Raw genomic sequence first — 19,787 nt, 5'->3', positions numbered from 1 at the left:
ATTCGGCGTTTTAACGAGGTACCCAGCAATGAAGCAGCGAGTCACCCTCTGGAGCCTTTTGCTGGTCGGTTTACTCACGCTGGCGCTGCCCGTACAGGCCGCGCCTTCGTACAAGGTGATCGCCTCGTTTTCGGTACTGGGGGATCTTGTGCGCCGTATCGCCGGTGATGACGTCAGCGTGGTGACCATCGTGCCACGCGGCCAGGACGTTCACCGCTGGGAGCTGACGCCACCCAATGTGCTGGCGATCGAAGAGGCGGATATCGTGTTCTACAACGGCTACGGGCTCGAGCCCTGGCTTCGGCACGTCGAGGCGATGGCCGACCACGAGCTGCGCTTGAAGGCCGTGGCCGAGCGCGCCGACTTCGATACGCTGCCACTCACCGCTGGGCTTTTTGAAGGCAACGTCAATCCGCACCTGTGGATGGACCCGGCCGGCGCCAGCGCCTACGTCGATGTCATCGCGCGCACGCTATCAGAGCACTACCCGGAAAAGCGGGCGCTGTTCGAGGCCCGCGCCGATAAGAGCCGCGAGTCGCTGGCGCTTTTGAGCGCGCGCTTGCAGGAGCGCCTTCAAGGGGTTCCGCGCATCAACCGCGTGCTCTACACCAGCGAAGCCGGTATGGCCTATTTCGCCCGGGCTTTCGATTTCGACGACGCCGCCATCTGGGGCAACAACAGTGAGCGTCTGGGCAGCGCCTTCGATATGGCCATCATGAGCGAACGGCTGACCGAAACCCGCCCGCCGGCGCTTTTTTATGAAAGCACCACGCCCTGGATTCACATGGACGCGCTCTCACGCGAGAGCAACATCGCCCTGGCCGGGCCGCTCTACGTCGATACCCTGAGCGATTCGGACAAACCCGCCTACAACTATCCGGGCATGCTCAACTACAACGCCGAACTCATTCATCGAGCGCTCGGCGGCGCCAGACCCTGACCCGGCGCGCTACTCGATGAGCGCGCTGAGCCTTTCCAGGCACACGTCCGGGCGGCTCGCTTCGATCGGCTCGCCGTGGTTGTAGCCGTAAGGCAGCGCCACGGTGGCAAACCCCGCCGCCCGCCCCGCCTCGATGTCATGGCGCGAGTCTCCCACCATCACGCAGCGCGAAGGCGCAAGATCGAAGGCGCCAGCGGCGTGCAGAAGCGGCGCCGGGCTTGGTTTTTTCTCGGCCAGCGTATCGCCGCCCAGACACAGCGCGAAGTGCCGATACAGGTCGAAGTGCTCGAGAATCGGCGCGATGAAGCGCTCGGGCTTGTTGGTGATCAGCACAAGCGTGAACCCCGCCGCTTCCAGCGCCGCCAAAGTGTCGGCCGCGCCCTCGAAGAGCCGGGTTCGATCGAACGGCGCCTGGCCGTAGTGGTGTAGAAAGGCCTCGAAGGCGCGCTCCAGAAGCGCCTCATCAGGCGGTGCATCGAGCGCCCAGCCCAGCGCGCGCTCGACCAGCACCCGCGCGCCGTTGCCGACCCAGTCGCGCACCAACACCTCACTGGGTGAGCGCACGCCAACCTCCTCGAGCGCGTTGGCGACCGCCACGGCGAGATCCGGCACGGAGTCGATCAGCGTGCCGTCGAGATCGAAAGCGATCAGCCGCTTACCGGTTAATACGTCATGCATCGCTTGTCTTCCTTTTTGGGAGTGTTGAAGCTCAGAAACGTCATCGCGCCTGGTAAAATGCACCTGTGGCTTAAGGTTACGGTAACGAACCAGGCCGACAATAGCGCTGGGGGCATTCGTCATATCCCCCGTTACCCTCTATGCTGAAGCGAATTTTATACACAAGCGAAATTTGCCAAGGAGAAGCCAGTGACTGTACCAAGGATTGTCATCGTCGGCGGCGGCGCGGGGGGCCTGGCGCTGGCCACGCGCCTGGGACGCACGCTTGGCAAGAAAAAGCGCGCTGAAATCGTGTTACTGGACCGAAACGCCACTCACGTCTGGAAGCCGCTTTTACACGAGCTTGCCACCGGTGTCCTCAACTCCACCATGGACGAAGTCGACTTTCGCGGCCACTCAAGCGCCCACGGCTACCGCTATCAGCGCGGCTCACTATGCGGGCTCGACCGCGAAAGCAAGACGCTTAATCTGGCGCCGATCCTCGACGAGGACGGCCGCCAGGTACTGCCCGAGCGCACGCTCACCTACGACTACCTGGTACTGTCGCTCGGCAGCGTTTCCAACGACTTTGGCACCCCGGGTGTGGCCGAGCACTGCCACTTCATCGACTCGCCGGGCCAGGCGAAGATGTTCCAGCGCGACATGATCAATACCTTTCTACGCTACACCGACCCGGCGCTTCGAACCCACACAACGCTGAGCGTGGGCATCGTGGGCGGCGGCGCCACCGGGGTCGAGCTCGCCGCCGAGCTTCTCGACGTCACTCGCCTGCTCAACGCCTACGGCGTGACCAACGTCGATGACAACCAGGTCAGCGTGCATCTGATCGAAGCCGCGCCACGCATTCTGCCCGCACTCTCCGAGCGCATCAGCCAGACCGTTCACAAGGAGCTCGAAAGCCTGGGAGTCAACGTTCACGTCAATACCGCGATCAAGGAGGCCAGGGAGGATGCGCTGGTCACCGGCGACGACGAGGTGATCGAAACCGATCTGAACGTCTGGGCCGCGGGGATCAAGGCGCCGGATTTCCTCGCCGAGCTGGGGCTGACGGTCAACAAGAAAAACCAGGTGTGCCTCGAGCAGACCATGCAGAGTGTCGACGACCCGAGCATCTTCGCCATGGGCGACTGCGCCAGCTGCCCGCAAGGCGAGAATTCGACGGTGCCGCCCCGGGCCCAAGCGGTGCGCCAGCAGGCCGGCGTGCTGGCCGACAACCTGGGCCGGGCGCTCGAGGGCAAGGAACTCAAGCCTTTCAAATACAAGGACAACGGTTCGCTCGTGTCGCTCGCCCGCTACGACGCGGTGGGTAACCTGATGCGCGGCGGCGCCTCGCGCGGGCTGTTTCTGGAAGGCTGGATGGCGCGCAACGCTTACGCCTCGCTCTACCGCATGCACCAGGTCTCCATTCACGGTGTGCCCAAGACCGGGCTCACTTGGGTAGTAGACAAGCTCAACCGCTACCTGAAACCGCGCATGAAGCTGCACTGATCACCTCACGCCGTAAAAGCGATCAGCGACCCGCCAGCGCCTCACGCAGCGAACCGATCACGCTGTCGTAGCCGTTGGGGTCGCGTTGGCTGTGCGCGTTGAAGATCGCCGAGCCGGCCACGAAGGTGTCAGCGCCGGCGTCCTTGATCGCCTTGATATTGTCCGCCTTGACGCCGCCGTCGACCTCCAGGCGAATGGGGTGCGGCGCGGCGTCGATGCGCGCGCGCGCCTCTTTCAGCTTGTCGAGCGTGGCCGGGATGAACGACTGACCGCCAAAGCCCGGGTTGACGCTCATCAACAGCACCATGTCGATCCTGTCCATCACGTAGTCGAGATATGAAAGCGGCGTGGCCGGGTTGAACACCAGCCCCGCCTTACAGCCGCCGTCGCGGATCAGCTGCAGCGAGCGGTCGATGTGCTCCGAGGCTTCCGGATGGAAGGTGATGTAGCTGGCACCGGCCTCGATGAAATCACCGATCATGCGATCCACCGGCTTGACCATAAGATGCACATCGATCGGCGCGGTGACGCCGTGATTCCTGAGCGCCTTGCAGACCATCGGGCCGATGGTCAGGTTCGGCACGTAGTGGTTGTCCATCACATCGAAGTGAACGATATCGGCGCCGGAGGCGAGGACGTTGTCGACCTCCTCTCCCAGGCGGGCGAAGTTGGCGGACAGAATCGAGGGGGCGATGAGGAAATCTTGCGCGGCGGTCATGAAACGCTCCAGAACGAGGCGGGCTCTGCGCCCGAGGCGGACGCTGCTAGCGGCGTATGGTAACAGAGCGGGCGGTTGAGCTCAGGTATTCCAGACACCAGTATTCCAGACACGTGGTTGAATCCAGCATATTCCTCAATTGAATATCAGACACGATTGTAATTCCCTAAATGGAGGGCTACTCTAGGGCCATACACTCAAGGTCTGGCCTACGCGATGTCGCTTCTGACGTTCGTCCTGGTTCGGCCGGCCCCAATTTCGATGAGGAAGACTCGATGCGTTTGACCTCTGTTGTAGCCGCTCCCGTTACCCGCACCGCGCTGGCCCTGGCACTCGGCACCGCTGCCGCCGGAGCAACCGGCACCGCCATGGCCCAGGAGCGCGAGCTTCTGAACTCCTCCTACGATATTGCTCGCGAGCTGTTCGTCGCCATCAATCCGGATTTCATCGCCTGGTGGCAGGAAGAGCACGACGAAACCGTCAGCGTCAGCCAGTCCCACGGTGGCTCTTCTGCCCAGGCGCGCGCCATCATGCAGGGCCTGCGCGCGGATGTAGTCACCTTCAACCAGGTGACCGACGTGGACGTGCTGGCAGACGCCGGCCTGGTCGACGAAGACTGGCAGAACGCGTTCGAGAACAACGCCTCGCCCTACTACTCCACCACCGCGTTTCTGGTGCGCAAGGATAACCCCAAGGGCATCGAAAGCTGGGACGACCTGGTGCAGGACGATGTCGAGCTGGTCTTCCCCAATCCCAAGACCTCGGGCAACGCGCGCTACACCTATCTCGCCGCCTGGGGCTTCGCTGACCGTGAGTTCGACGGCGACGAAGAGCAGATTCAGGACTTCATGCGCAAACTGTTGGCCAACGTGGCGGTGTTCGATACCGGCGGCCGCGGTGCGACCACGAGCTTTATCGAGCGCGGCATCGGCGACGTGTTGATCAGCTTCGAGTCCGAAGTCAACAACATCCGCCGCGAGTACGGCAGCGACGACTACGAAGTCGTGGTGCCGCCGATGAGCGTGCTGGCAGAGTTCCCCGTGGCGGTGGTGTCCGAAAACGCCGAGCGTAACGGCAACGAAGACCTTGCCCAGGGGTATCTCGAGTACCTCTACACCGAAGAAGCCCAGCGCACGCTCGCCGGCTTCAACTACCGCGTTCATAATGACACCGTGGTGGAGGAGTTCGCCGACGACTTCCCGGAAACCGAGCTGTTCAACGTTGACGATGTGTTCGGCAGCTGGGACGAGATCATGGAAACCCATTTCGAGAGCGGCGCCATGCTCGACCAGCTCCAGCGTCGCTAACGGCAAGCCATGCGTTCGCTAACCTTACGCCGATCCGGCAGCACCCGCGTGCTGCCGGGTTTTGGTTTGTCCATGGGAATCAGCGTCACTTTCATTTCGCTGGTGCTGCTTTTGCCTATTACCGGCCTTTTCGGCCAGCTGGCAGGGTTGAGCCTCGCCCAGTACTGGTCGATCATCACTGAAGGCCGGGTAGTGGCAAGCTACATGGTCACGGTGGGCGCGGCAGCGGTAGCGGCGCTAGTCAATGCCGTGTTCGGCCTGCTGCTGGCTTGGGTGCTGGTGCGCTACGAGTTTCCCGGCAAGCGTCTGCTCGATGCATTGATGGACCTGCCCTTCGCGCTGCCCACCGCCGTGGCGGGCATAACGCTTGCCACGCTCTACGCTGGCAACGGCTGGATGGGCGAGCTTCTGGCGCCGCTCGGCATTCAGGTCGCCTACACCTGGGTCGGGATTGCGCTGGCCATGGCGTTCACCAGTATTCCCTTCGTGGTGCGCACGGTGCAGCCGGTGCTCGAGGATCTGCCCGGCGAGATCGACGAAGCGGCGATGTCGCTTGGCGCCACCGACGCCGTGGCCTTTCGCCGGGTGATCATGCCGCACCTGTGGCCGGCGCTGGTGACCGGCACCGGACTTGCCTTCGTGCGCTCGCTCGGGGAGTTCGGCGCGATCATCTTCATTGCCGGCAACATGCCCTACGAAACCGAGATCACCGCGCTGATGATCTTCGTGCGCCTGCAGGAGTACGACTACGCCGGCGCCTCGGCGATCGCCTCGGTGGTGCTGTTCACCTCGCTTGCACTACTGCTGGCGATCAACGTCTGGCAAGGGCGCTTTGTGCGCCGCCTGCATGGAGGGTCCAGCTAATGCGTCGTGTCGGAGACGCGCCGGCCGTTCGGCGCCTTCTCATTACCGCTGCGGTGCTGCTGTCGGCGCTTTTTCTACTGCTGCCGCTGGTCGCCATCTTCGCCCAGGCGTTTAGCCAGGGTGTAGCGGTGTTCTGGGCCAACGTCAGTAACGTCTACACCCTGCACGCCATTGGGCTCACGCTTGTAATCGCGCTAATGACCATTCCGGTGTGTCTGGTGTTCGGCGTGGCGCTGGCCTGGCTGGTCACCCGCTTTCGCTTTCCCGGGCGGCGTATCCTGCAAACGCTGATCGATATTCCGTTTGCGGTATCGCCGGTGGTGGCGGGTCTGGTGTACCTGCTGCTTTACGGGCGTAACGGCTGGATTGGAAGCTTTCTCGACGGCTACGACATTCAGCTGATGTTCGCCTGGCCGGGCATCCTGATGGTGACGATCTTCGTTACCTGCCCCTTCGTTGCCCGCGAGCTGATTCCGCTGATGCAGGCCCAGGGCACCCGCGAGGAGGAAGCGGCGGTGACCCTCGGCGCTTCGGGGTTTACCACCTTTCGGCGGGTGACGCTGCCCAATATCAAGTGGGCGCTGTTGTACGGAGTGATTCTGACCAACGCTCGGGCGGTCGGCGAGTTCGGCGCGGTGTCGGTGGTGTCCGGCGCCATTCGCGGCCAGACCAACACGCTGCCGCTTCACCTTGAACAGCTTTACCAGGATTACAATGCGGTCGGGGCGTTTTCGAGCGCGGCGCTTTTAGCGCTGATCGCGCTTCTGACGCTGGCGGCCAAGGCCGCACTTCAATGGCGCGCCACCCGCCGCGAGGCCTTCTCATGAGCATTCAACTGCACCATATCGCCAAACACTTCGGCAAGACCCAGGCGCTCGAGCCGATCGACTTGGACATTCACGACGGTGAACTGGTGGGCCTTTTGGGGCCCTCCGGCTCCGGCAAGACGACGCTCTTGCGCATCATCGCCGGGCTCGAAAGCGCCGATACTGCCCCCAAAGCGGGCCGAATCCTGTTCGGCGAGCGTGACGTGACCCAGGTGCACGTGCGTGACCGGCGGATCGGCTTCGTGTTTCAGCACTACGCGCTGTTTCGCCACATGAGCGTCTTCGATAACGTCGCCTTTGGCCTGACGGTGATGCCGCGCAGCCAGCGCCCATCGAAAAGCGAGATTCGCGCCCGGGTGTATCGGCTTCTGGAAATGGTCAAGCTCGAGGCGTTCGCCAATCGCCTGCCCGCCCAGCTCTCCGGCGGCCAGCAGCAGCGCGTGTCGCTGGCCCGGGCACTTGCGGTCGAGCCGGACGTGCTGCTGCTCGACGAACCCTTTGGCGCGCTCGACGCCAAGGTGCGCCAGGATTTGCGCCGCTGGCTGCGCCGGCTGCACGAGGAGCTCGGCTTCACCAGCGTGTTCGTCACCCACGACCAGGAGGAAGCGCTGGAGCTTTCCGACCGAGTGGTGGTGATGAGCAACGGCCGTATCGAGCAGATCGACACGCCCGAGGCGCTCTACCGTGCGCCGAAGAACCGCTTCGTGTTCGAGTTTCTCGGCGACGTCAATCATCTCGAAGGGCGCGTGCGAAACGGCGTACTGACCTGCGGCGACGCCCAGCTCAAGATCGATTTGCCCAACGGCGACGAGGAGCTTCTGCTGCGCCCCCATGAGGTGCGCCTGGCGGAAACCTTCGAGTCCGGCGTTCACCTGCCGATGACCGTCACCGCGTTCTCGCTGGTCGGCGCCGAGGTGCGGGTCGAACTCGAAGCCGACTGGCTCGCCGAGCCCTGGCTTGCCACGGTGCGCCACGCCGATTTCGAGCGCCTGAAGATTCACCGCGGCCAGCGTCTTTACGCTCACCCCCGCCGCTGGCACCGCTTCAAGGACGAAGCGCAGAAGAGCCACCAGCCCCACTGACGCACCGCGCCGCTTGAAAGCGGCGCGTGTGTTTCATGTACCCTCGTTTGAGTCACGGCGCAGCTGACGAAAGGTAAGATTCACCCGTGGAGCGACCCGTTTTCTGGTTTTGGGCAGACTGTGCCACCAGTGGGTCTGGGTCGCGCCCTGCATGACCAGCAGGCTACCGTGGTCGAGCAAAAGCGACACCCGTTCGCCGCTGCCCTTGTGCTTGAACGAAAAGCGCCGCTCGCCGCCCAGGCTCAGCGAGGCGATCACGCCGTCAGGAGCAAGTTCGCGCTCGTCGTCGCTGTGCCAGCCCATGCCTTCATCGCCGCCGTGGTAGAGATTGCACAGGCACGAATCGAAGCGCGCGCCGCAGGCGCTTTCCACTCGCTCCTTCAAATCACTCAATAGCGCCGGCCAGGCGCGTGCTTGCTTCGTCTGGCCAGAGTAGGTGTAGGTCGCCGGCGTATCCGCGTACCAGGCGACCTTGCGCCGAGTGACGATCTCGCGGCCGAACATCGTCACCCGCTCGTGCGCCCAGCCGAGTTCCTCGAGACAGCGACCCAGGTAGCGGGCCGCGTCGTCGCGTTCCAGCACGCGTTTGATGTAAAACGCCTCGCCGTCAAAAGGCAGCAAATTGGCAGGGTTAGCGAAGTCGTCGAATAGCGGTGTCTGATTCACTTGCCTTCCCTTGTAGCGGCGCTGGTAGGCGTGGCGGCGTCCATATACCCGATGGCAAATCGCAGGCTATACTGGCGTTTTTCAATCACCTCGGAGAATTCCCATGCTTCGGCGTTCCTTTCTGACGCTCTCTACGGCGCTCGTTGCAAGCGTTTGGCTTGCCGGCTGCGCCAGCCCTCAATATCTACAGCTGAGCCCGGAGCGCACCGCCGAGGTGCCCCAGGCGGGGTCGGGTCAGCAGGTCAGCGTGGCGGCGGTCGACGCCCGCGAAAGCGAAGTGATCGGCACCCGCGCTGGCGGCAGCATGTCCACCGCCCAGATCACCGTGAACAGTCACGAAGTCATCCCGCGCCTTCAGGCCGAAGCCGAGCGCGCCGTGCGCGAAATGGGCTTCAATCCGACCAGCGGCCCCGGCCAGGGCGGCCCGAGCCTGACGCTGGAGCTTGCAAGCTTGAACTACACCCAGGGCGACAGCGGCCAGCCGCTGGTGGACGAAGCGCGCATCGAAGCGGTCTTTCGCGCCATCGCGCAAAACCGCGGCACCACCTACACCGGCACCTACACATCACGGCGCACTCAGGGCTACGCCATCAAGCCCGGCGAGGCGACCAACACGCGCATGATCAACGACCTTCTCAGCGACGGCCTGAACCGCGTGTTCAGCGACCCGGAGCTTGCCCGCCTGCTGGCACGCTGATCAAACGGCGCGGGTCACGCCGGCCCGCGCCGCTTGAGCGCGTACACCTGTTCGCGCACGCCGCGTTCATCACTCTCCCCGCTTTCCAGACGCTCGAGGGCAAAATTGGGCGTGAAAAGCGCCCGAATCTCCGCCTCGTCGACGCTATAGGGCGGGCCGTCGGCGCCGTTATCGTGGGTAGTGCCGACCAGCAGCCCGCGGGCGCCGGGCGGCATCAGCTGGGCCAGATGAAATGCGTAGCGCGCCCGGGTGGCCGGCGGCAGCGCGATCAGCGCGGCGCGGTCGTAAAAGGCGTCGAGCTCGAAAGCCTGGCGGATGGTCAGATGAAAAAAATCGCCGCACCAGAGCTCTATACTGCCCTGGCGAGCGATCTCGAACACCCCCTGACGATAGCGTGACACCCCGACCGGGCGCTGAGCGACGAACTGCGCGATCGCCTCCGGCGCCAGCTCCACCCCCAGCACCGCATGGCCCTGCCCTGCCAGCCAGCGCATATCGAGGCTCTTGCCACATAGCGGTACGAGCACCTTGGCGCCCGGCGCCACGCCGATGCGCGGCCAGTACTCGTCAAGCGCCGGGTGCGTCTGCGCCTGGTGAAAGCCGATCCGCCCTTCCTGCCAGCGCTTGCGCCACGCGTTTTCCATCGCCACCTCGTCGACTGGGGGTAAAACGCCGCCTAGAACCAGCGGTCGCGCTTTTTACGCCGACGCGGCAGGTGCGGCACGATCAGCCCGACCAGAAGCCCGGCACCGGCGACGCCGCCGCCATACATGAAGTAGCGCATCAACAGATCTTCCTCCTGGGTGTCCAGACGCGCCTGTAGCGCCCGTACCTGCTGGCGGGAGTGATCGGTTTCGCTGTCGAGCTCACGATTACGCGCCTCGAGCTCGGCGATACGCTGTTCGCGCACTTCGAGCGTCTCGCGCATGGAGGCGACGCGCTCCTCCCAGGTATCGTTGATGCCATCGAGCTCATCGGTCAGCGCCTCGACCTGCTCTTCGAGCTCGGGAAGCTGCTCGCGAGCGCTCTGGGTCTGCTGTAGTTCGCTGCTTAGCACCCAAACGGCGTCGCCGCCGCTACCGCGAACGCGGGTGTAGTTGCCGCTCTCTTCGAGCACTTCGACCTGTTCGCCGGCATCGAGCGTGCCAACGATGCGGTACCCATCGGTGGGACCGCTGCGCACGTATGTGCTCAGCTCTTCGCTGACCCAGGCCTGACTATCGCTCTGGGCGAGCGCTGGAACGCTTGCCGTACTCATGAGTAAGGCCGTCGCCACATACCCCGTAAGACGCGTTTTTTTTACTTGCATGACTCAATCCTGATCATAAACACAAACGCCCAGCGCCGCTTTCGCCAGCGCTTGAACGTTTACCCTTCGCCGCGTGGTGGTAGCGGGAAGGGACGAGTGAATTCCGTAACACGGCTTTCGCTTTTGACGACCTTCAGCGGGCCTTCGCGCTCGACTTCGTCGATCCGCACGATCGCGTTCAGCGGCAGGTAGCTGCGCTTCACCCCCTCGAACGTGCGCTGCAGTTTTTCCGCGCCGGGATCCACCACCACGCGTGAAACATCGTCAAAGACAAACTCCTCGACTTCAAGAAACCCCCAGAGTTCGCTTTGAAAGATCTCTCTGACGTATAAATCCCACACTTCACCCTGCTGGTGAACCACTACGCGGTAGATCGGCCTGGCCGCCATTCTGGGCTCGTCCTCTTGGCTCTGAAGGTCAAAAACTCGATCCTAGACTATCATACCTGTGGGCCTGCCCTTTACTGCCGCGTGCACGTTTCGCTCTTTGAAGCCCTGAAAACGGGCCGTCGGCTCGGCTTTTTTCCGGGTGACCGAGGGGTGTATGGTGGCGTCATCGCAGGCAATTTGTACCCCACAGGAGTAACCGGCATGGATAAGGACAAGAGCAAAGGTTATATCGCCCTTCTGGGCTGGAGCCTCAACGCCATCGAAGCGGCGGAGAAGTTCGACCGTCGCTATATCGTCGTGGCGCCGGACTGGGCCGAAGAGTACTGCCAACAGCACAATATTCCTCACGTCGCCTGGAATTTCGAGCGTTTGAACGACCGCTCGCTGGAAATCGCCGAAACGCTCAAGGAGAAAGGCGTCGATGTAGCCATTCCACTGTTCGAGGAGACCGTGGAGTGGGCCGGTGCCATCAACTCGCTGCTGCTCGACAATCCACGCCTGTACGGTCAGTCGCTACTGCTGCGTGACAAGGCGCTGATGAAGCGCCGCGCGCAGCTCGGCGGTATTCGTGTGGGTATCTTCGAGGAAGCCCATGACCGCGACGACGTGATTCGCTTTCTCAAACGCGTCAACCAGACCCTGCTCAAGCTCGACGGCGACCCCAACGACCCGATTCACTTGAAGGCCTTCGACAAGGCCGGGTGCCTTGGCCACCGCGTGATTCGAACCCCGGACGAGGTCGATACCATCCCGGAAGAGGAGTTTCCGGTATTGATGGAGTCGCACCTGGACGGCTGGGAATTCGCCGTCGAGGCGTGGATCCATAACGGCAAGATCGCCTTTCTGAACATCTCCGAGTACGTGACCTTGGGCTATTCGGTGTTCGTGCCCGCATCGCCGGAGCTCGAGAAGTACCGTCCCCAGATCACCGCCCAGATCGAAAAGCTGATCAAGACCTTCGATATCGAATTCGGTCTGATTCACCCGGAATACTTCGTCACCAGCGACGGTGAGATGTACTTCGGCGAAGTCGCCTACCGCCCGCCGGGCTTCAAGGTGTTCGAGCTGCTCGAGCGGGTCTACGGCTTCAACGCCTATCAGGCCTCGATGCTGGTCTTCGACCCGAAAAGCACCGCAGAGGAAGTCGCCGCATTCTTCCCGAAGGAAGTGGTCGACGCCGACGGTTTTGCCGGCTGCTTCGGGGTCTACCCGCGCCGCCGCGTGGTCAGCCGTCTGGAGATCCCGGAAGAGACCGAGGATCACCCCTACTTCGAGTCCCACGAGCTCACCTCGCCGCTCGAGGAAACCGTCACCAAACGCACCGCCTTCGGCACCCACTGGGGGCTTATCTACTTTCGCGGCGACGACGCGCACAAGCTGCGCGATCTGCTAAAACATCAGGAAGACCTCGACTTCTATGTATAATCCCCGCGACTGCAGGGAAAAGGAGTCGTTGTGACGATTGGCCGTGAAGCATCACCGCCCCCGCTCGAGGGGCTTTTGAAAAAATTGGACGACGCGCTGGAGCGCTTGAAGCAAGCGCCCGCGTTCGCCCGCCCGACCAAGCTACCTCGCGTACTGGACACGGCCCGCCGTGTCCTCCTTCAGGAGGGGGGCTGTCAGGCCATCGAAGCCCGCGCCGCGGATCTTGAATCCGCCGCGGTATTCGAAGGCTCCGACTGGCACACCCCGCAGCACCTGCAGCCCTGCCTGGCCGCTTTTTCGCTAAAAAGCGCAGACCCCAACACCCTGGTGATCGAAGCGCTCAGCGAGCTGCGGCTTCTGGCCGTCGCCCGCGGCGAGATCACGCACCCATCGATCTCGGCGCAGGGCGCCCACGACTACCTCACCCAGGTCATGGCGCTCAACCTGACGCTGCTGTTCAGCGCGCCCACCGAGGCCGAGCGCGAAACCCAGGGGCGGATGGCCGCCCTGCCCCGCACGCTCTTTGCGCACCTGGCAAGCCGTATCGGGTTCGAACACATCATCGACCAGCTGATCGATGAAATCTGGCGCATCCTGCAGCAGCGCCCGGTGCAGGTCGACGGTATCAAGCAGATGATCGGCCATATCGCCCAGTGTCAGGCCAACCCGGCGATCGACCTGGGTGCCAGCGGCCAGGGCGCCGACCGGCTGGTCAGCTCGCTGTTCGGCCCCACCCAGGGCTGCCGCGAGGACCCGGGCGTCGAGACCTACCAGACGCGCCTGGCGGGAATGGATAGCGCCGCACTTCAGGCCGAAGCCACCGGTTTCGCCCGCGCCATGCACGACACCGGCCTGGTCTCGCCCTATCACGCGGTGCTGCTGCGCTTTTGTCTTGATGACAGCGACCACGTGCTGAGCGAGGCGCTGGGGCTCTCCTCGACCGGGCGCGACTGCCTGCTCTGCTACCGCGAGCTGGTCCACAGCCTGATTCGCCAAAGCGTCTACCCGGCTACCGCCCAGGCCGCCTACGGTCTTGCGCTGATGCTCGAGCGCGGCATTCTTTACCAGCCGCCGGTAGCGCCGGCGATGTGGCGCCAGCTCAACCTGGCGCTGTCGCCCTGGGCCATCGCGCGTCTTGAAAGCGCCTACGGCCGGGAGGTCCCGCCCCAGGCGCGGCTGATGGAGGGCGTGCTCTGCCTTCTGGGGCTGCCGCTGGGCGTGGGCCAGGGCAACAACCCCACCTGTCAGTCGGCGCGAGCGCTTTCGATGTGGGCTTACAACGACCCGGACTACCTGCTGCAGATGGTCGCCTGGGCGACCCGCGATGATGAGATCATCATGCACTTCGAGGGCCAGCCGATCTCCTCTCGTGAGAGCGGCGCGGGCGTGGCCGCCACGCTTCCCATGGATCTCGACCCGGTATCGCTGATCGTGGTGCCGCATCTGGATCGCATCTACGCCGAAATGGGGCGGCGCTGCATCGAGCGCGACGGCGACCCGCACCGCTGGGTCAACCCGGAGTTTCACGGCTGGTGGTCCGGGCGCGGCTTTCGGATCAACGTCGACGTGCCGACCGGCAAACTGACCGATGTCGAGCACTTCATTCGCCACTTCTACGCCAGCTACCACCCGTACTACAACGGCAACCAGCCCCTGATTCACCCGCAGCCGGCGGGGATCGCGGTGACCGATAGCGCCGGGCGCTTCGTGGGCTGGCACGCGATCACCATTCTGCGCGCCTCTTTAGACCCGACCGATACCATGCGCCTTTACTTCTTCAATCCCAACAACGACAGTGGTCAGGACTGGGGCAAGGGGGTCAAGGTCAGTACCGCCGGCTGCGGCGAGCGCTTCGGCGAGTCGTCGCTGCCCTTCGATCAGTTCGTCTCGCGCCTTTACATCTACCACTACGATCCGCTGGAGCGCGGCGAGCCGGCGAACGTCTCTTTGGAGGAGCTCGAGCGCGTGCAGGAGTATCTGTACCAAAGCTGGGGGGCGGCGCGCCTGCCGGCCATCAACTCGACCCGTTCACCAAACGCCTGACGCCCCTTCAACAAGCCATTCCGATTTCACATGATTCGACTCGACCAACTGCTGGCAAGCCAGGGGCTTGCCAGCTCCCGCACCCGCGCCCAGCGCCTGATCAGAAACGCCCGGGTAAAACTTGAAGACGGCACCGTACTCACGCGCGCCTCGGAGAAGTGGCCGCAAGAGACACGCTTTGTGATCGACGACGACCCGGAGGAGCGTTACGTTTCTCGCGCCGGGCTCAAGCTCGAAAGCGTGCTCGAAACGCTCGCACTTCGCCTGGACGACCTGAACGTGCTCGATATCGGCCAGTCCACCGGCGGCTTCACCGACTGCGCGCTGCGCTTCGGCGCGCGCCACGTGATCGGCGTCGAGGTTGGCCACGGCCAGCTCGACTCGAGCCTTCGAACGGATCCCCGCGTGACCTGCCTGGAAGGGTTGAACGCCCGCGCAATGAGCCAATCGAGCGCGCTTCAAGAGGCGCTTTCTGCGCACCCGGCAAACCTTGCGGTAATGGACGTGTCGTTCATTTCCCAGACGCTGATCCTGCCCGAGATCGCTTCGCTGCTGCCGACCGGGGGGCGGCTGCTGTCACTGGTGAAGCCGCAGTTCGAGCTCGACCCGGGGGCGTTGGACAAGCGCGGGATGGTCCGCGACGCGGCGCGCTTCGAGGATGTGAAAGCGCGCATACTCGCGTGCTGTACCGAGCACGGCCTGACGGTCAGCCACTGGCAGCCAAGCCCGATCACCGGCGGCGACGGCAATCGGGAGTTTCTGCTGCTGGCGAGCAGGGCATGAACTAGCCCAGCGTAGGCGGCGGCAAGGCACTGGCCGACTGCACCTTGACCGGCTCGGACTCATCGCGGTGAAGCCACACGTCCATCTGTTCGAAGGCCACTCGAATGCCCGCCTCGCGAAACAGCGCGTCGACCCGGCAGTTGACCTCGTCGGCGGCGAAGAGCCGGTCAACCAGGTCGTTGACGAAAATCCGCAGCTCGAAGTTGAGGCTATGCGGGCCATAGCTTATGCAGAACACCTGAGGCTCCGGGTCGGTCAGGATGCGCGCGTTCTCATCGGCGGCCTGGCGCAAAAGCTTATGCACCTGATCGAGATCCGAGCCGTGGGAGACGCCGAAGGTAAGCACTACCCGGGTCACGTTGTCGGACAGCGACCAGTTGATCAGCTGGTCGGTAACGAAGGTCTTGTTGGGAATGATGATCTCCTTACGATCGAAATCCGTGACCGTGGTGGCGCGAATACGGATACGGCTGACGGTGCCGTGCAGGTTCCCAAGCGTAATGGTGTCGCCGATACGAATCGGGCGCTCGAAGAGAATGATCAACCCCGAGATGAAGTTGGCGAATATCTCCTGTAGGCCAAAGCCCAACCCCACGCTGAGCGCGGCCACCAGCCACTGCAGCTTGTCCCAGGAGACACCGAGCGTGGCGAGCCCCATGACGATCCCGGTACCCACGATGGTATAGGAGAGAAGCGAGGTGATGGCGTAGGCGCTGCCCTGCTTGAGCGACAGCCGCGAGAGCACCATCACCTCTAAAAGCCCGGGCAGGTTGCCCGCCATGATGACCGTGATCGCCACCACTAAAAGCGCGGTAAAGAGATCGGCGATCGACAGCGTATCGCCGACCAGATCGTCTTCGCCGGCATCCCAGAGCGACACCTGATCGAGATAGCCCAGCACCTCGAGCAGATCCGACCAGACCAGGTAAAGAAGTGCTAGAAAGCCGATCAGCAGAATCAGCTTCGAAAGGCGCAGCGACTGGCTGTTGATCTGGTGCATGTCCAGCGGCGGCTCCTCGACCACCTCGAGCCCGCCTTCGGCGCCCTCCTGCACTTGGGCGCGGCGACGCGCCAGCGCCCGGCGGTAGGCAAGCCTGCGCGCCGCTACGGCCAGGCTTCGCACCACCGTGGCCTCGACGATGATCCAGAGCCCGAGAATATAGAGCGACATGGCGAAACGCCCGACCAGACGCAGCGCGGTGTACTCATAGCCCCAGGCCACCAGGCCGAACAGCACCAGCGGCACCGCTGCGATGCCGAGCCCCAACAGAAGGCGGAACAAGCGCACGCCGAAAAACGGCACGTGGGCGAGAATCAGCTGGGCGAGCCACCAACTCATGGTGGCCAGCGCCACGAACATCAGCCCCAGCGCGATCGGGCGCTGGGCGAGCGGGGTCTGCATGGGCTCGGAGAGCGTGGCGATCACCAGTACCATCGACAGCGCCACGCCCAGCCCACCGAGCAGCCGACGCAGCCTGGCGCTGTAGCCCGCCGACCAGGTGAAGTGGCGCTCGGCAACTCCATCGGGAACCAGAAGCCGCCGCCCCCAGGCGATCGCCCCCCAGCTCAGCGCCAGCTGCAGGAATGCCCAAGCCAGGCTCTGCATCGCCGGCGCCTGCATGGTCTTGATCCCCAGACTGATACCGGCGAGCACCAGCGGCCCTGGGATAGCGAGCAGCGCGTTGAGCAGCACCGCCTTGGGCGTATGGCCCTGGGTGTCGCTCTTGAGCCGGCCGATCTGCGAATGAATCAGCGCCAGGCGAGCCTTGATGCGCGGCCTGAGCGCCGCCAGCAGCAGGCTGATCGCGACCAGCGGTGCGCCGACGAGCAGCTGCCAGGAGAGCCCTTCCCAGCGGGTCGGCAGCAGGTTTCGCCACTCGCCTTCGCGCCACTCGGTGCGAAGGTTCTGAGGCAGTTGCCGGAGCCAGGCGATATCCAGCGGGCGGCTGCTGGCGACCCAGAAAAGCTGCTCGTCGATGGTAGCGCGAAGGCTGCCACCGATCTCCAGAAGCTGCTGCTGGTTGAGCTGCAGCTCGATCGCCGCGCTCAAGAGCTCGCCGTAGGCCTGCTCCAACTGGTCGACCAGCTCGCGCCGGGACTGGTAGAGCCTGGAGAGCGAATCGACCAGCCCCGGTGTCACCTCGACGCCGGCCTCCTCCAGCCGCTGGTTGGCCAGCCGCTCGCCCTGGCGGAGCTGGTCGCGCTGGCGCACCAGGTCGAACTGCTTCAGGCGCAGATCGGCGATCTCGTCCTGCAGGTCACGCCGCGGAGTGATTGCTGGCAGCGACTGGCGCTGCTCGACGAGAATGCGCGACAGAAGCTGGCTTCCGCGAATGGCGTCGAGCTGCTCGTTGAGACTGCGCTGCATCTGGCGGACGTGATCGAGCTGGCGCTGCGCCTCGATGTTCTCCCGCACGACGCCGTTGGTCCGATCGGTCGCTCGCAGAAGCTCGAGGCTCAGGTTCTGATTGATCTGCTGGGCGCGCAGCACCACCGGGTGCCCCTCGGCCACCAGCGGGTCGTCGCGGGCGGCGTCGGCGATCGCCTGCTCCGAGGCGAGTCGGCGCTGGCGGTCGATCACGCCCTGGAGCAGATTGAGCTGCTGCTCCTGTTCGTCGATCTGCATCGAGAGCAGGTCGCGGCGCTGCTGGGCAAGTTCGCGCAGCCGGCTATTGGCGCTGAGTTCGCGCTGATTCAGGCTTATCTCGCGCTCGGCCAGCGCGCGATTGATGCGTAGCTGAATCAAGGCGGGGTCGCTTTGGGCGGAAAGCTGGCGGTCATCGAGCAGCGCTTCGCGCTCGTCGATGTCACGGCGCAGGCGCTCACTGCGGGTGAGCGCATCGGAAATCGCCTGCTGGGCCCGCTCGGGCAGGGTTTGCGCTGCCAGAAGCTGCGAGCTCGCTTCGGCGAGCTGGCTTTGCAGCTGCTGAAGCGCGGCCACCGCATCGGCCTGGCGGCTCTCGAGCGTGGTCAGCGCCACGTCACTCAAATCCTCGGCGCTGAGCTGCTCGCGGGCGCGCTCGGCCTGTTCGAGCTCGCGCTCGAGGCGCGAGAGCGTAGCCGGCGCATCGTCCATACGCTGCTCGAGCGTCGTCAGGCGCTCCTCCATCGAAGAGAGCCGGTCGAGGCCATCGAGTGCCGCCTCCAGCGCCTGCTGTTCATCCTGCTGCACAGCACTGAGCTCGCCTTCGGTGTTCTCTAGCGCCGTTAGCCGTTCTTCGATCTCTTCTCTGGGCGGTACGCCCTCGAGTTCGACGGCCACGGCGCCGCTTATGCCCCAAAGCCCTAAAAGCGTCGCTAGCAGAGCGCCGCTTGCCCACCTGATCACCGCCCGTTTCACCACGTTGTACATGCCTCGTTGACATATCGACCCGCGCTGGGCGGGCAAGGGCGCCATTGTCCAGGGTAATCGCGGCTTTCGCAATCGTGAGCAGTTGACTTAAACGTCGAGGCTGTATAGAAAGCCCTGTTGAATCTTTTTTCTCCAGCTTTGCGAGCCCTCCCCCCATGGTCCATCGATACCGGTTAGTTGCAGCTTCTGCTGTATTCATTGGCGCCGCCGCCCTTGCGCCAAACGCCATGGCGCAAAGCCAGGAGGAGATCGAGGCTCGCATTCGCGCGCTCAATACCGAACTCTACCAACTGCGCCAACAGCTCCAGCAGGTCGAAGCCCCTGACGAGCGCGCCGCCGGTATCGAACCGGAGCCGCTGCCCGAAGAGGCCGCGCTCGAAGATCTGAGCGAGCGGCGCATGCTCGAGCAGGAGTCCACGCGCAATCCTTTCGCGATCACCACGCACCGCACCAACTACCTGTTCCCGTTCAGCTACAACAACAAGACCAACCCTACCGATTTTCGCGAAATCACCGACGAGAACGGCCCGGACAACGTCGAGGTGAAGTTTCAGTTCAGCGCCAAGTTCAATCTGGCGGAGGATCTGTTCGGCGACGTGGGCGACGTCTACTTCGGCTACACCCAGCGTAGCTGGTGGCAGGCGTACAACACCGACGCCTCCTCGCCGTTTCGCGAGACCAACTACGAGCCGGAAATTTTCATCGACTTCGACAACGCCTGGACGGCGCTTGGCTGGGTCAATACGCGTAACCGGGTATCGTTCAACCACCAGTCCAACGGCCGCTCGGACCCGCTGTCGCGCAGCTGGAACCGGGTCTATCTGGAGAGCACCTTCCAGCGCGGTGACTGGGCGCTCACCCTGGCCCCGCACTGGCGCGTGCCCGAGTCGGAAAGCAGCGACGACAACCCGGATATCGAGCGCTTCATGGGCTACGGCGACATTCGCCTGGCCAAGCGGCTCAACGGCAACCACGAAGTCGCCACTCAGCTGCGCGGCAACCCCTCCGCCGGCAATTACGGCACCCAGGTGGACTACAGCTGGCCCGCATTCACCAATTTGCGCGCCCATCTGCAGTACTACTACGGCTACGGCGAGAGCATGATCGATTATGACAACCGGGTGCACCGTTTGAGCATTGGTTTCAGCCTCAACCCGATGTTCAGCGCCACCGGACTCGACCGCTGAGCGAGGTTGTCTATTCGATAGAGGCTGCTATG

General features: G+C 63.7%; 18 protein-coding genes. 11 read left to right on the top strand and 7 right to left on the bottom strand.

The features are described 5' to 3' along the window. Nucleotides 1-28: 28 nt before the first annotated feature. A complete protein-coding gene (locus ACGK9R_RS13125; RefSeq protein WP_394581926.1) occupies nucleotides 29-940 on the top strand; it encodes a metal ABC transporter solute-binding protein, Zn/Mn family in 912 nt (303 codons plus the stop codon). Nucleotides 941-949: 9 nt separating this feature from the next. Here ACGK9R_RS13125 and ACGK9R_RS13120 read toward each other — a convergent pair whose 3' ends face one another. Beyond that, nucleotides 950-1,618 (bottom strand): phosphoglycolate phosphatase, encoded by a 669-nt coding sequence (locus ACGK9R_RS13120; protein ID WP_394581925.1) that lies wholly within the window; start codon nucleotides 1,616-1,618, stop codon nucleotides 950-952. A 189-nt stretch (nucleotides 1,619-1,807) separates the two neighbouring features. Here ACGK9R_RS13120 and ACGK9R_RS13115 point away from each other — a divergent pair, with 189 nt between their 5' ends. Continuing rightward, the gene (locus tag ACGK9R_RS13115; RefSeq protein WP_394581923.1) at nucleotides 1,808-3,106 is read left to right on the top strand and encodes an NAD(P)/FAD-dependent oxidoreductase; all 1,299 of its coding nucleotides are present in this window, start codon (nucleotides 1,808-1,810) and stop codon (nucleotides 3,104-3,106) included. Nucleotides 3,107-3,128: 22 nt separating this feature from the next. Here the strand turns inward: ACGK9R_RS13115 and rpe are convergent, their stop codons facing one another. Beyond that, a complete protein-coding gene (gene rpe / locus ACGK9R_RS13110) occupies nucleotides 3,129-3,824 on the bottom strand; it encodes a ribulose-phosphate 3-epimerase (RefSeq protein ID WP_394581921.1) in 696 nt (231 codons plus the stop codon). 275 nt (nucleotides 3,825-4,099) lie between these two features. On the opposite strand from rpe, the gene cysP reads away from it, so the two are divergent. From cysP to ACGK9R_RS13090, 4 genes are read left to right on the top strand one after another with little or no spacing between them, the layout of a single operon-like run. After that, nucleotides 4,100-5,131, top strand: a complete 1,032-nt coding sequence (cysP, locus tag ACGK9R_RS13105) for a thiosulfate ABC transporter substrate-binding protein CysP (protein WP_394581919.1) — start codon at nucleotides 4,100-4,102, stop codon at nucleotides 5,129-5,131. Between the two features lie 9 nt (nucleotides 5,132-5,140). Then, complete coding sequence (gene cysT / locus ACGK9R_RS13100; protein ID WP_394581917.1) at nucleotides 5,141-5,995, top strand: sulfate ABC transporter permease subunit CysT; 855 nt, start codon at nucleotides 5,141-5,143, stop codon at nucleotides 5,993-5,995. After that, nucleotides 5,995-6,822, top strand: coding sequence for a sulfate ABC transporter permease subunit CysW (gene cysW / locus ACGK9R_RS13095; protein WP_394581915.1), 828 nt, complete (start codon nucleotides 5,995-5,997; stop codon nucleotides 6,820-6,822). Before cysT ends, cysW begins: the two co-directional genes overlap by 1 nt. Beyond that, on the top strand, nucleotides 6,819-7,904 hold the full coding sequence (locus ACGK9R_RS13090; RefSeq protein WP_394581914.1) for a sulfate/molybdate ABC transporter ATP-binding protein: 1,086 nt from the start codon (nucleotides 6,819-6,821) through the stop codon (nucleotides 7,902-7,904). Before cysW ends, ACGK9R_RS13090 begins: the two co-directional genes overlap by 4 nt. A 33-nt stretch (nucleotides 7,905-7,937) precedes the next feature. Here ACGK9R_RS13090 and ACGK9R_RS13085 read toward each other — a convergent pair whose 3' ends face one another. Further along, nucleotides 7,938-8,570, bottom strand: coding sequence for an alpha-ketoglutarate-dependent dioxygenase AlkB family protein (locus ACGK9R_RS13085; RefSeq protein ID WP_394581912.1), 633 nt, complete (start codon nucleotides 8,568-8,570; stop codon nucleotides 7,938-7,940). A gap of 103 nt (nucleotides 8,571-8,673) precedes the next feature. Between ACGK9R_RS13085 and ACGK9R_RS13080 the strand changes: the two genes are divergently transcribed. Continuing rightward, entirely contained in the window at nucleotides 8,674-9,267 is a 594-nt protein-coding gene (locus tag ACGK9R_RS13080; RefSeq protein WP_394581910.1) for a YajG family lipoprotein, read from the top strand. A gap of 14 nt (nucleotides 9,268-9,281) precedes the next feature. Here the strand turns inward: ACGK9R_RS13080 and ACGK9R_RS13075 are convergent, their stop codons facing one another. The 3 genes from ACGK9R_RS13075 to ACGK9R_RS13065 are packed head-to-tail and all read right to left on the bottom strand — an operon-like array spanning nucleotide 9,282 to nucleotide 10,965. Beyond that, nucleotides 9,282-9,911 (bottom strand): thiopurine S-methyltransferase, encoded by a 630-nt coding sequence (locus tag ACGK9R_RS13075; RefSeq protein WP_394581907.1) that lies wholly within the window; start codon nucleotides 9,909-9,911, stop codon nucleotides 9,282-9,284. A 32-nt stretch (nucleotides 9,912-9,943) separates the two neighbouring features. Then, complete coding sequence (locus ACGK9R_RS13070; protein WP_394581905.1) at nucleotides 9,944-10,576, bottom strand: TIGR04211 family SH3 domain-containing protein; 633 nt, start codon at nucleotides 10,574-10,576, stop codon at nucleotides 9,944-9,946. 59 nt (nucleotides 10,577-10,635) lie between these two features. Further along, entirely contained in the window at nucleotides 10,636-10,965 is a 330-nt protein-coding gene (locus ACGK9R_RS13065) for a DUF1820 family protein (protein ID WP_394581903.1), read from the bottom strand. 201 nt (nucleotides 10,966-11,166) lie between these two features. On the opposite strand from ACGK9R_RS13065, the gene ACGK9R_RS13060 reads away from it, so the two are divergent. From ACGK9R_RS13060 to ACGK9R_RS13050, 3 genes are read left to right on the top strand one after another with little or no spacing between them, the layout of a single operon-like run. Continuing rightward, on the top strand, nucleotides 11,167-12,390 hold the full coding sequence (locus ACGK9R_RS13060) for an acetyl-CoA carboxylase biotin carboxylase subunit family protein (protein WP_394581901.1): 1,224 nt from the start codon (nucleotides 11,167-11,169) through the stop codon (nucleotides 12,388-12,390). 30 nt (nucleotides 12,391-12,420) lie between these two features. Beyond that, a complete protein-coding gene (locus tag ACGK9R_RS13055) occupies nucleotides 12,421-14,433 on the top strand; it encodes a hypothetical protein (RefSeq protein WP_394581900.1) in 2,013 nt (670 codons plus the stop codon). A 30-nt stretch (nucleotides 14,434-14,463) separates the two neighbouring features. Then, nucleotides 14,464-15,216 (top strand): TlyA family RNA methyltransferase, encoded by a 753-nt coding sequence (locus ACGK9R_RS13050; protein ID WP_394581898.1) that lies wholly within the window; start codon nucleotides 14,464-14,466, stop codon nucleotides 15,214-15,216. A 1-nt stretch (nucleotide 15,217) separates the two neighbouring features. Here the strand turns inward: ACGK9R_RS13050 and mscK are convergent, their stop codons facing one another. Beyond that, complete coding sequence (mscK, locus tag ACGK9R_RS13045) at nucleotides 15,218-18,568, bottom strand: mechanosensitive channel MscK (RefSeq protein ID WP_394581896.1); 3,351 nt, start codon at nucleotides 18,566-18,568, stop codon at nucleotides 15,218-15,220. A 155-nt stretch (nucleotides 18,569-18,723) separates the two neighbouring features. Here mscK and ACGK9R_RS13040 point away from each other — a divergent pair, with 155 nt between their 5' ends. After that, nucleotides 18,724-19,755, top strand: a complete 1,032-nt coding sequence (locus ACGK9R_RS13040) for a phospholipase A (protein ID WP_394581894.1) — start codon at nucleotides 18,724-18,726, stop codon at nucleotides 19,753-19,755. Nucleotides 19,756-19,787 lie beyond the last annotated feature (32 nt).

Source organism: Halomonas sp. HNIBRBA4712 (genome assembly GCF_043558675.1).
In the GTDB taxonomy this organism is placed as follows: Bacteria; Pseudomonadota; Gammaproteobacteria; order Pseudomonadales; family Halomonadaceae; genus Vreelandella.
The sequence above is the reverse complement of the archived record's forward strand: the minus strand, read 5'-3'. Positions and strand labels throughout refer to the sequence as shown.

Coding starts and splice junctions, on each gene's coding strand:
- ACGK9R_RS13125 (WP_394581926.1), top strand. CDS start 29: ATGAAGCAGCGAGTCACCCTCTGGAGCCTTTTGCTGGTCGGTTTACTC.
- ACGK9R_RS13120 (WP_394581925.1), bottom strand. CDS start 1,618: ATGCATGACGTATTAACCGGTAAGCGGCTGATCGCTTTCGATCTCGAC.
- rpe (WP_394581921.1), bottom strand. CDS start 3,824: ATGACCGCCGCGCAAGATTTCCTCATCGCCCCCTCGATTCTGTCCGCC.
- cysP (WP_394581919.1), top strand. CDS start 4,100: ATGCGTTTGACCTCTGTTGTAGCCGCTCCCGTTACCCGCACCGCGCTG.
- cysT (WP_394581917.1), top strand. CDS start 5,141: ATGCGTTCGCTAACCTTACGCCGATCCGGCAGCACCCGCGTGCTGCCG.
- cysW (WP_394581915.1), top strand. CDS start 5,995: ATGCGTCGTGTCGGAGACGCGCCGGCCGTTCGGCGCCTTCTCATTACC.
- ACGK9R_RS13090 (WP_394581914.1), top strand. CDS start 6,819: ATGAGCATTCAACTGCACCATATCGCCAAACACTTCGGCAAGACCCAG.
- ACGK9R_RS13080 (WP_394581910.1), top strand. CDS start 8,674: ATGCTTCGGCGTTCCTTTCTGACGCTCTCTACGGCGCTCGTTGCAAGC.
- ACGK9R_RS13075 (WP_394581907.1), bottom strand. CDS start 9,911: ATGGAAAACGCGTGGCGCAAGCGCTGGCAGGAAGGGCGGATCGGCTTT.
- ACGK9R_RS13070 (WP_394581905.1), bottom strand. CDS start 10,576: ATGCAAGTAAAAAAAACGCGTCTTACGGGGTATGTGGCGACGGCCTTA.
- ACGK9R_RS13065 (WP_394581903.1), bottom strand. CDS start 10,965: ATGGCGGCCAGGCCGATCTACCGCGTAGTGGTTCACCAGCAGGGTGAA.
- ACGK9R_RS13060 (WP_394581901.1), top strand. CDS start 11,167: ATGGATAAGGACAAGAGCAAAGGTTATATCGCCCTTCTGGGCTGGAGC.
- ACGK9R_RS13050 (WP_394581898.1), top strand. CDS start 14,464: ATGATTCGACTCGACCAACTGCTGGCAAGCCAGGGGCTTGCCAGCTCC.
- mscK (WP_394581896.1), bottom strand. CDS start 18,568: ATGTACAACGTGGTGAAACGGGCGGTGATCAGGTGGGCAAGCGGCGCT.
- ACGK9R_RS13040 (WP_394581894.1), top strand. CDS start 18,724: ATGGTCCATCGATACCGGTTAGTTGCAGCTTCTGCTGTATTCATTGGC.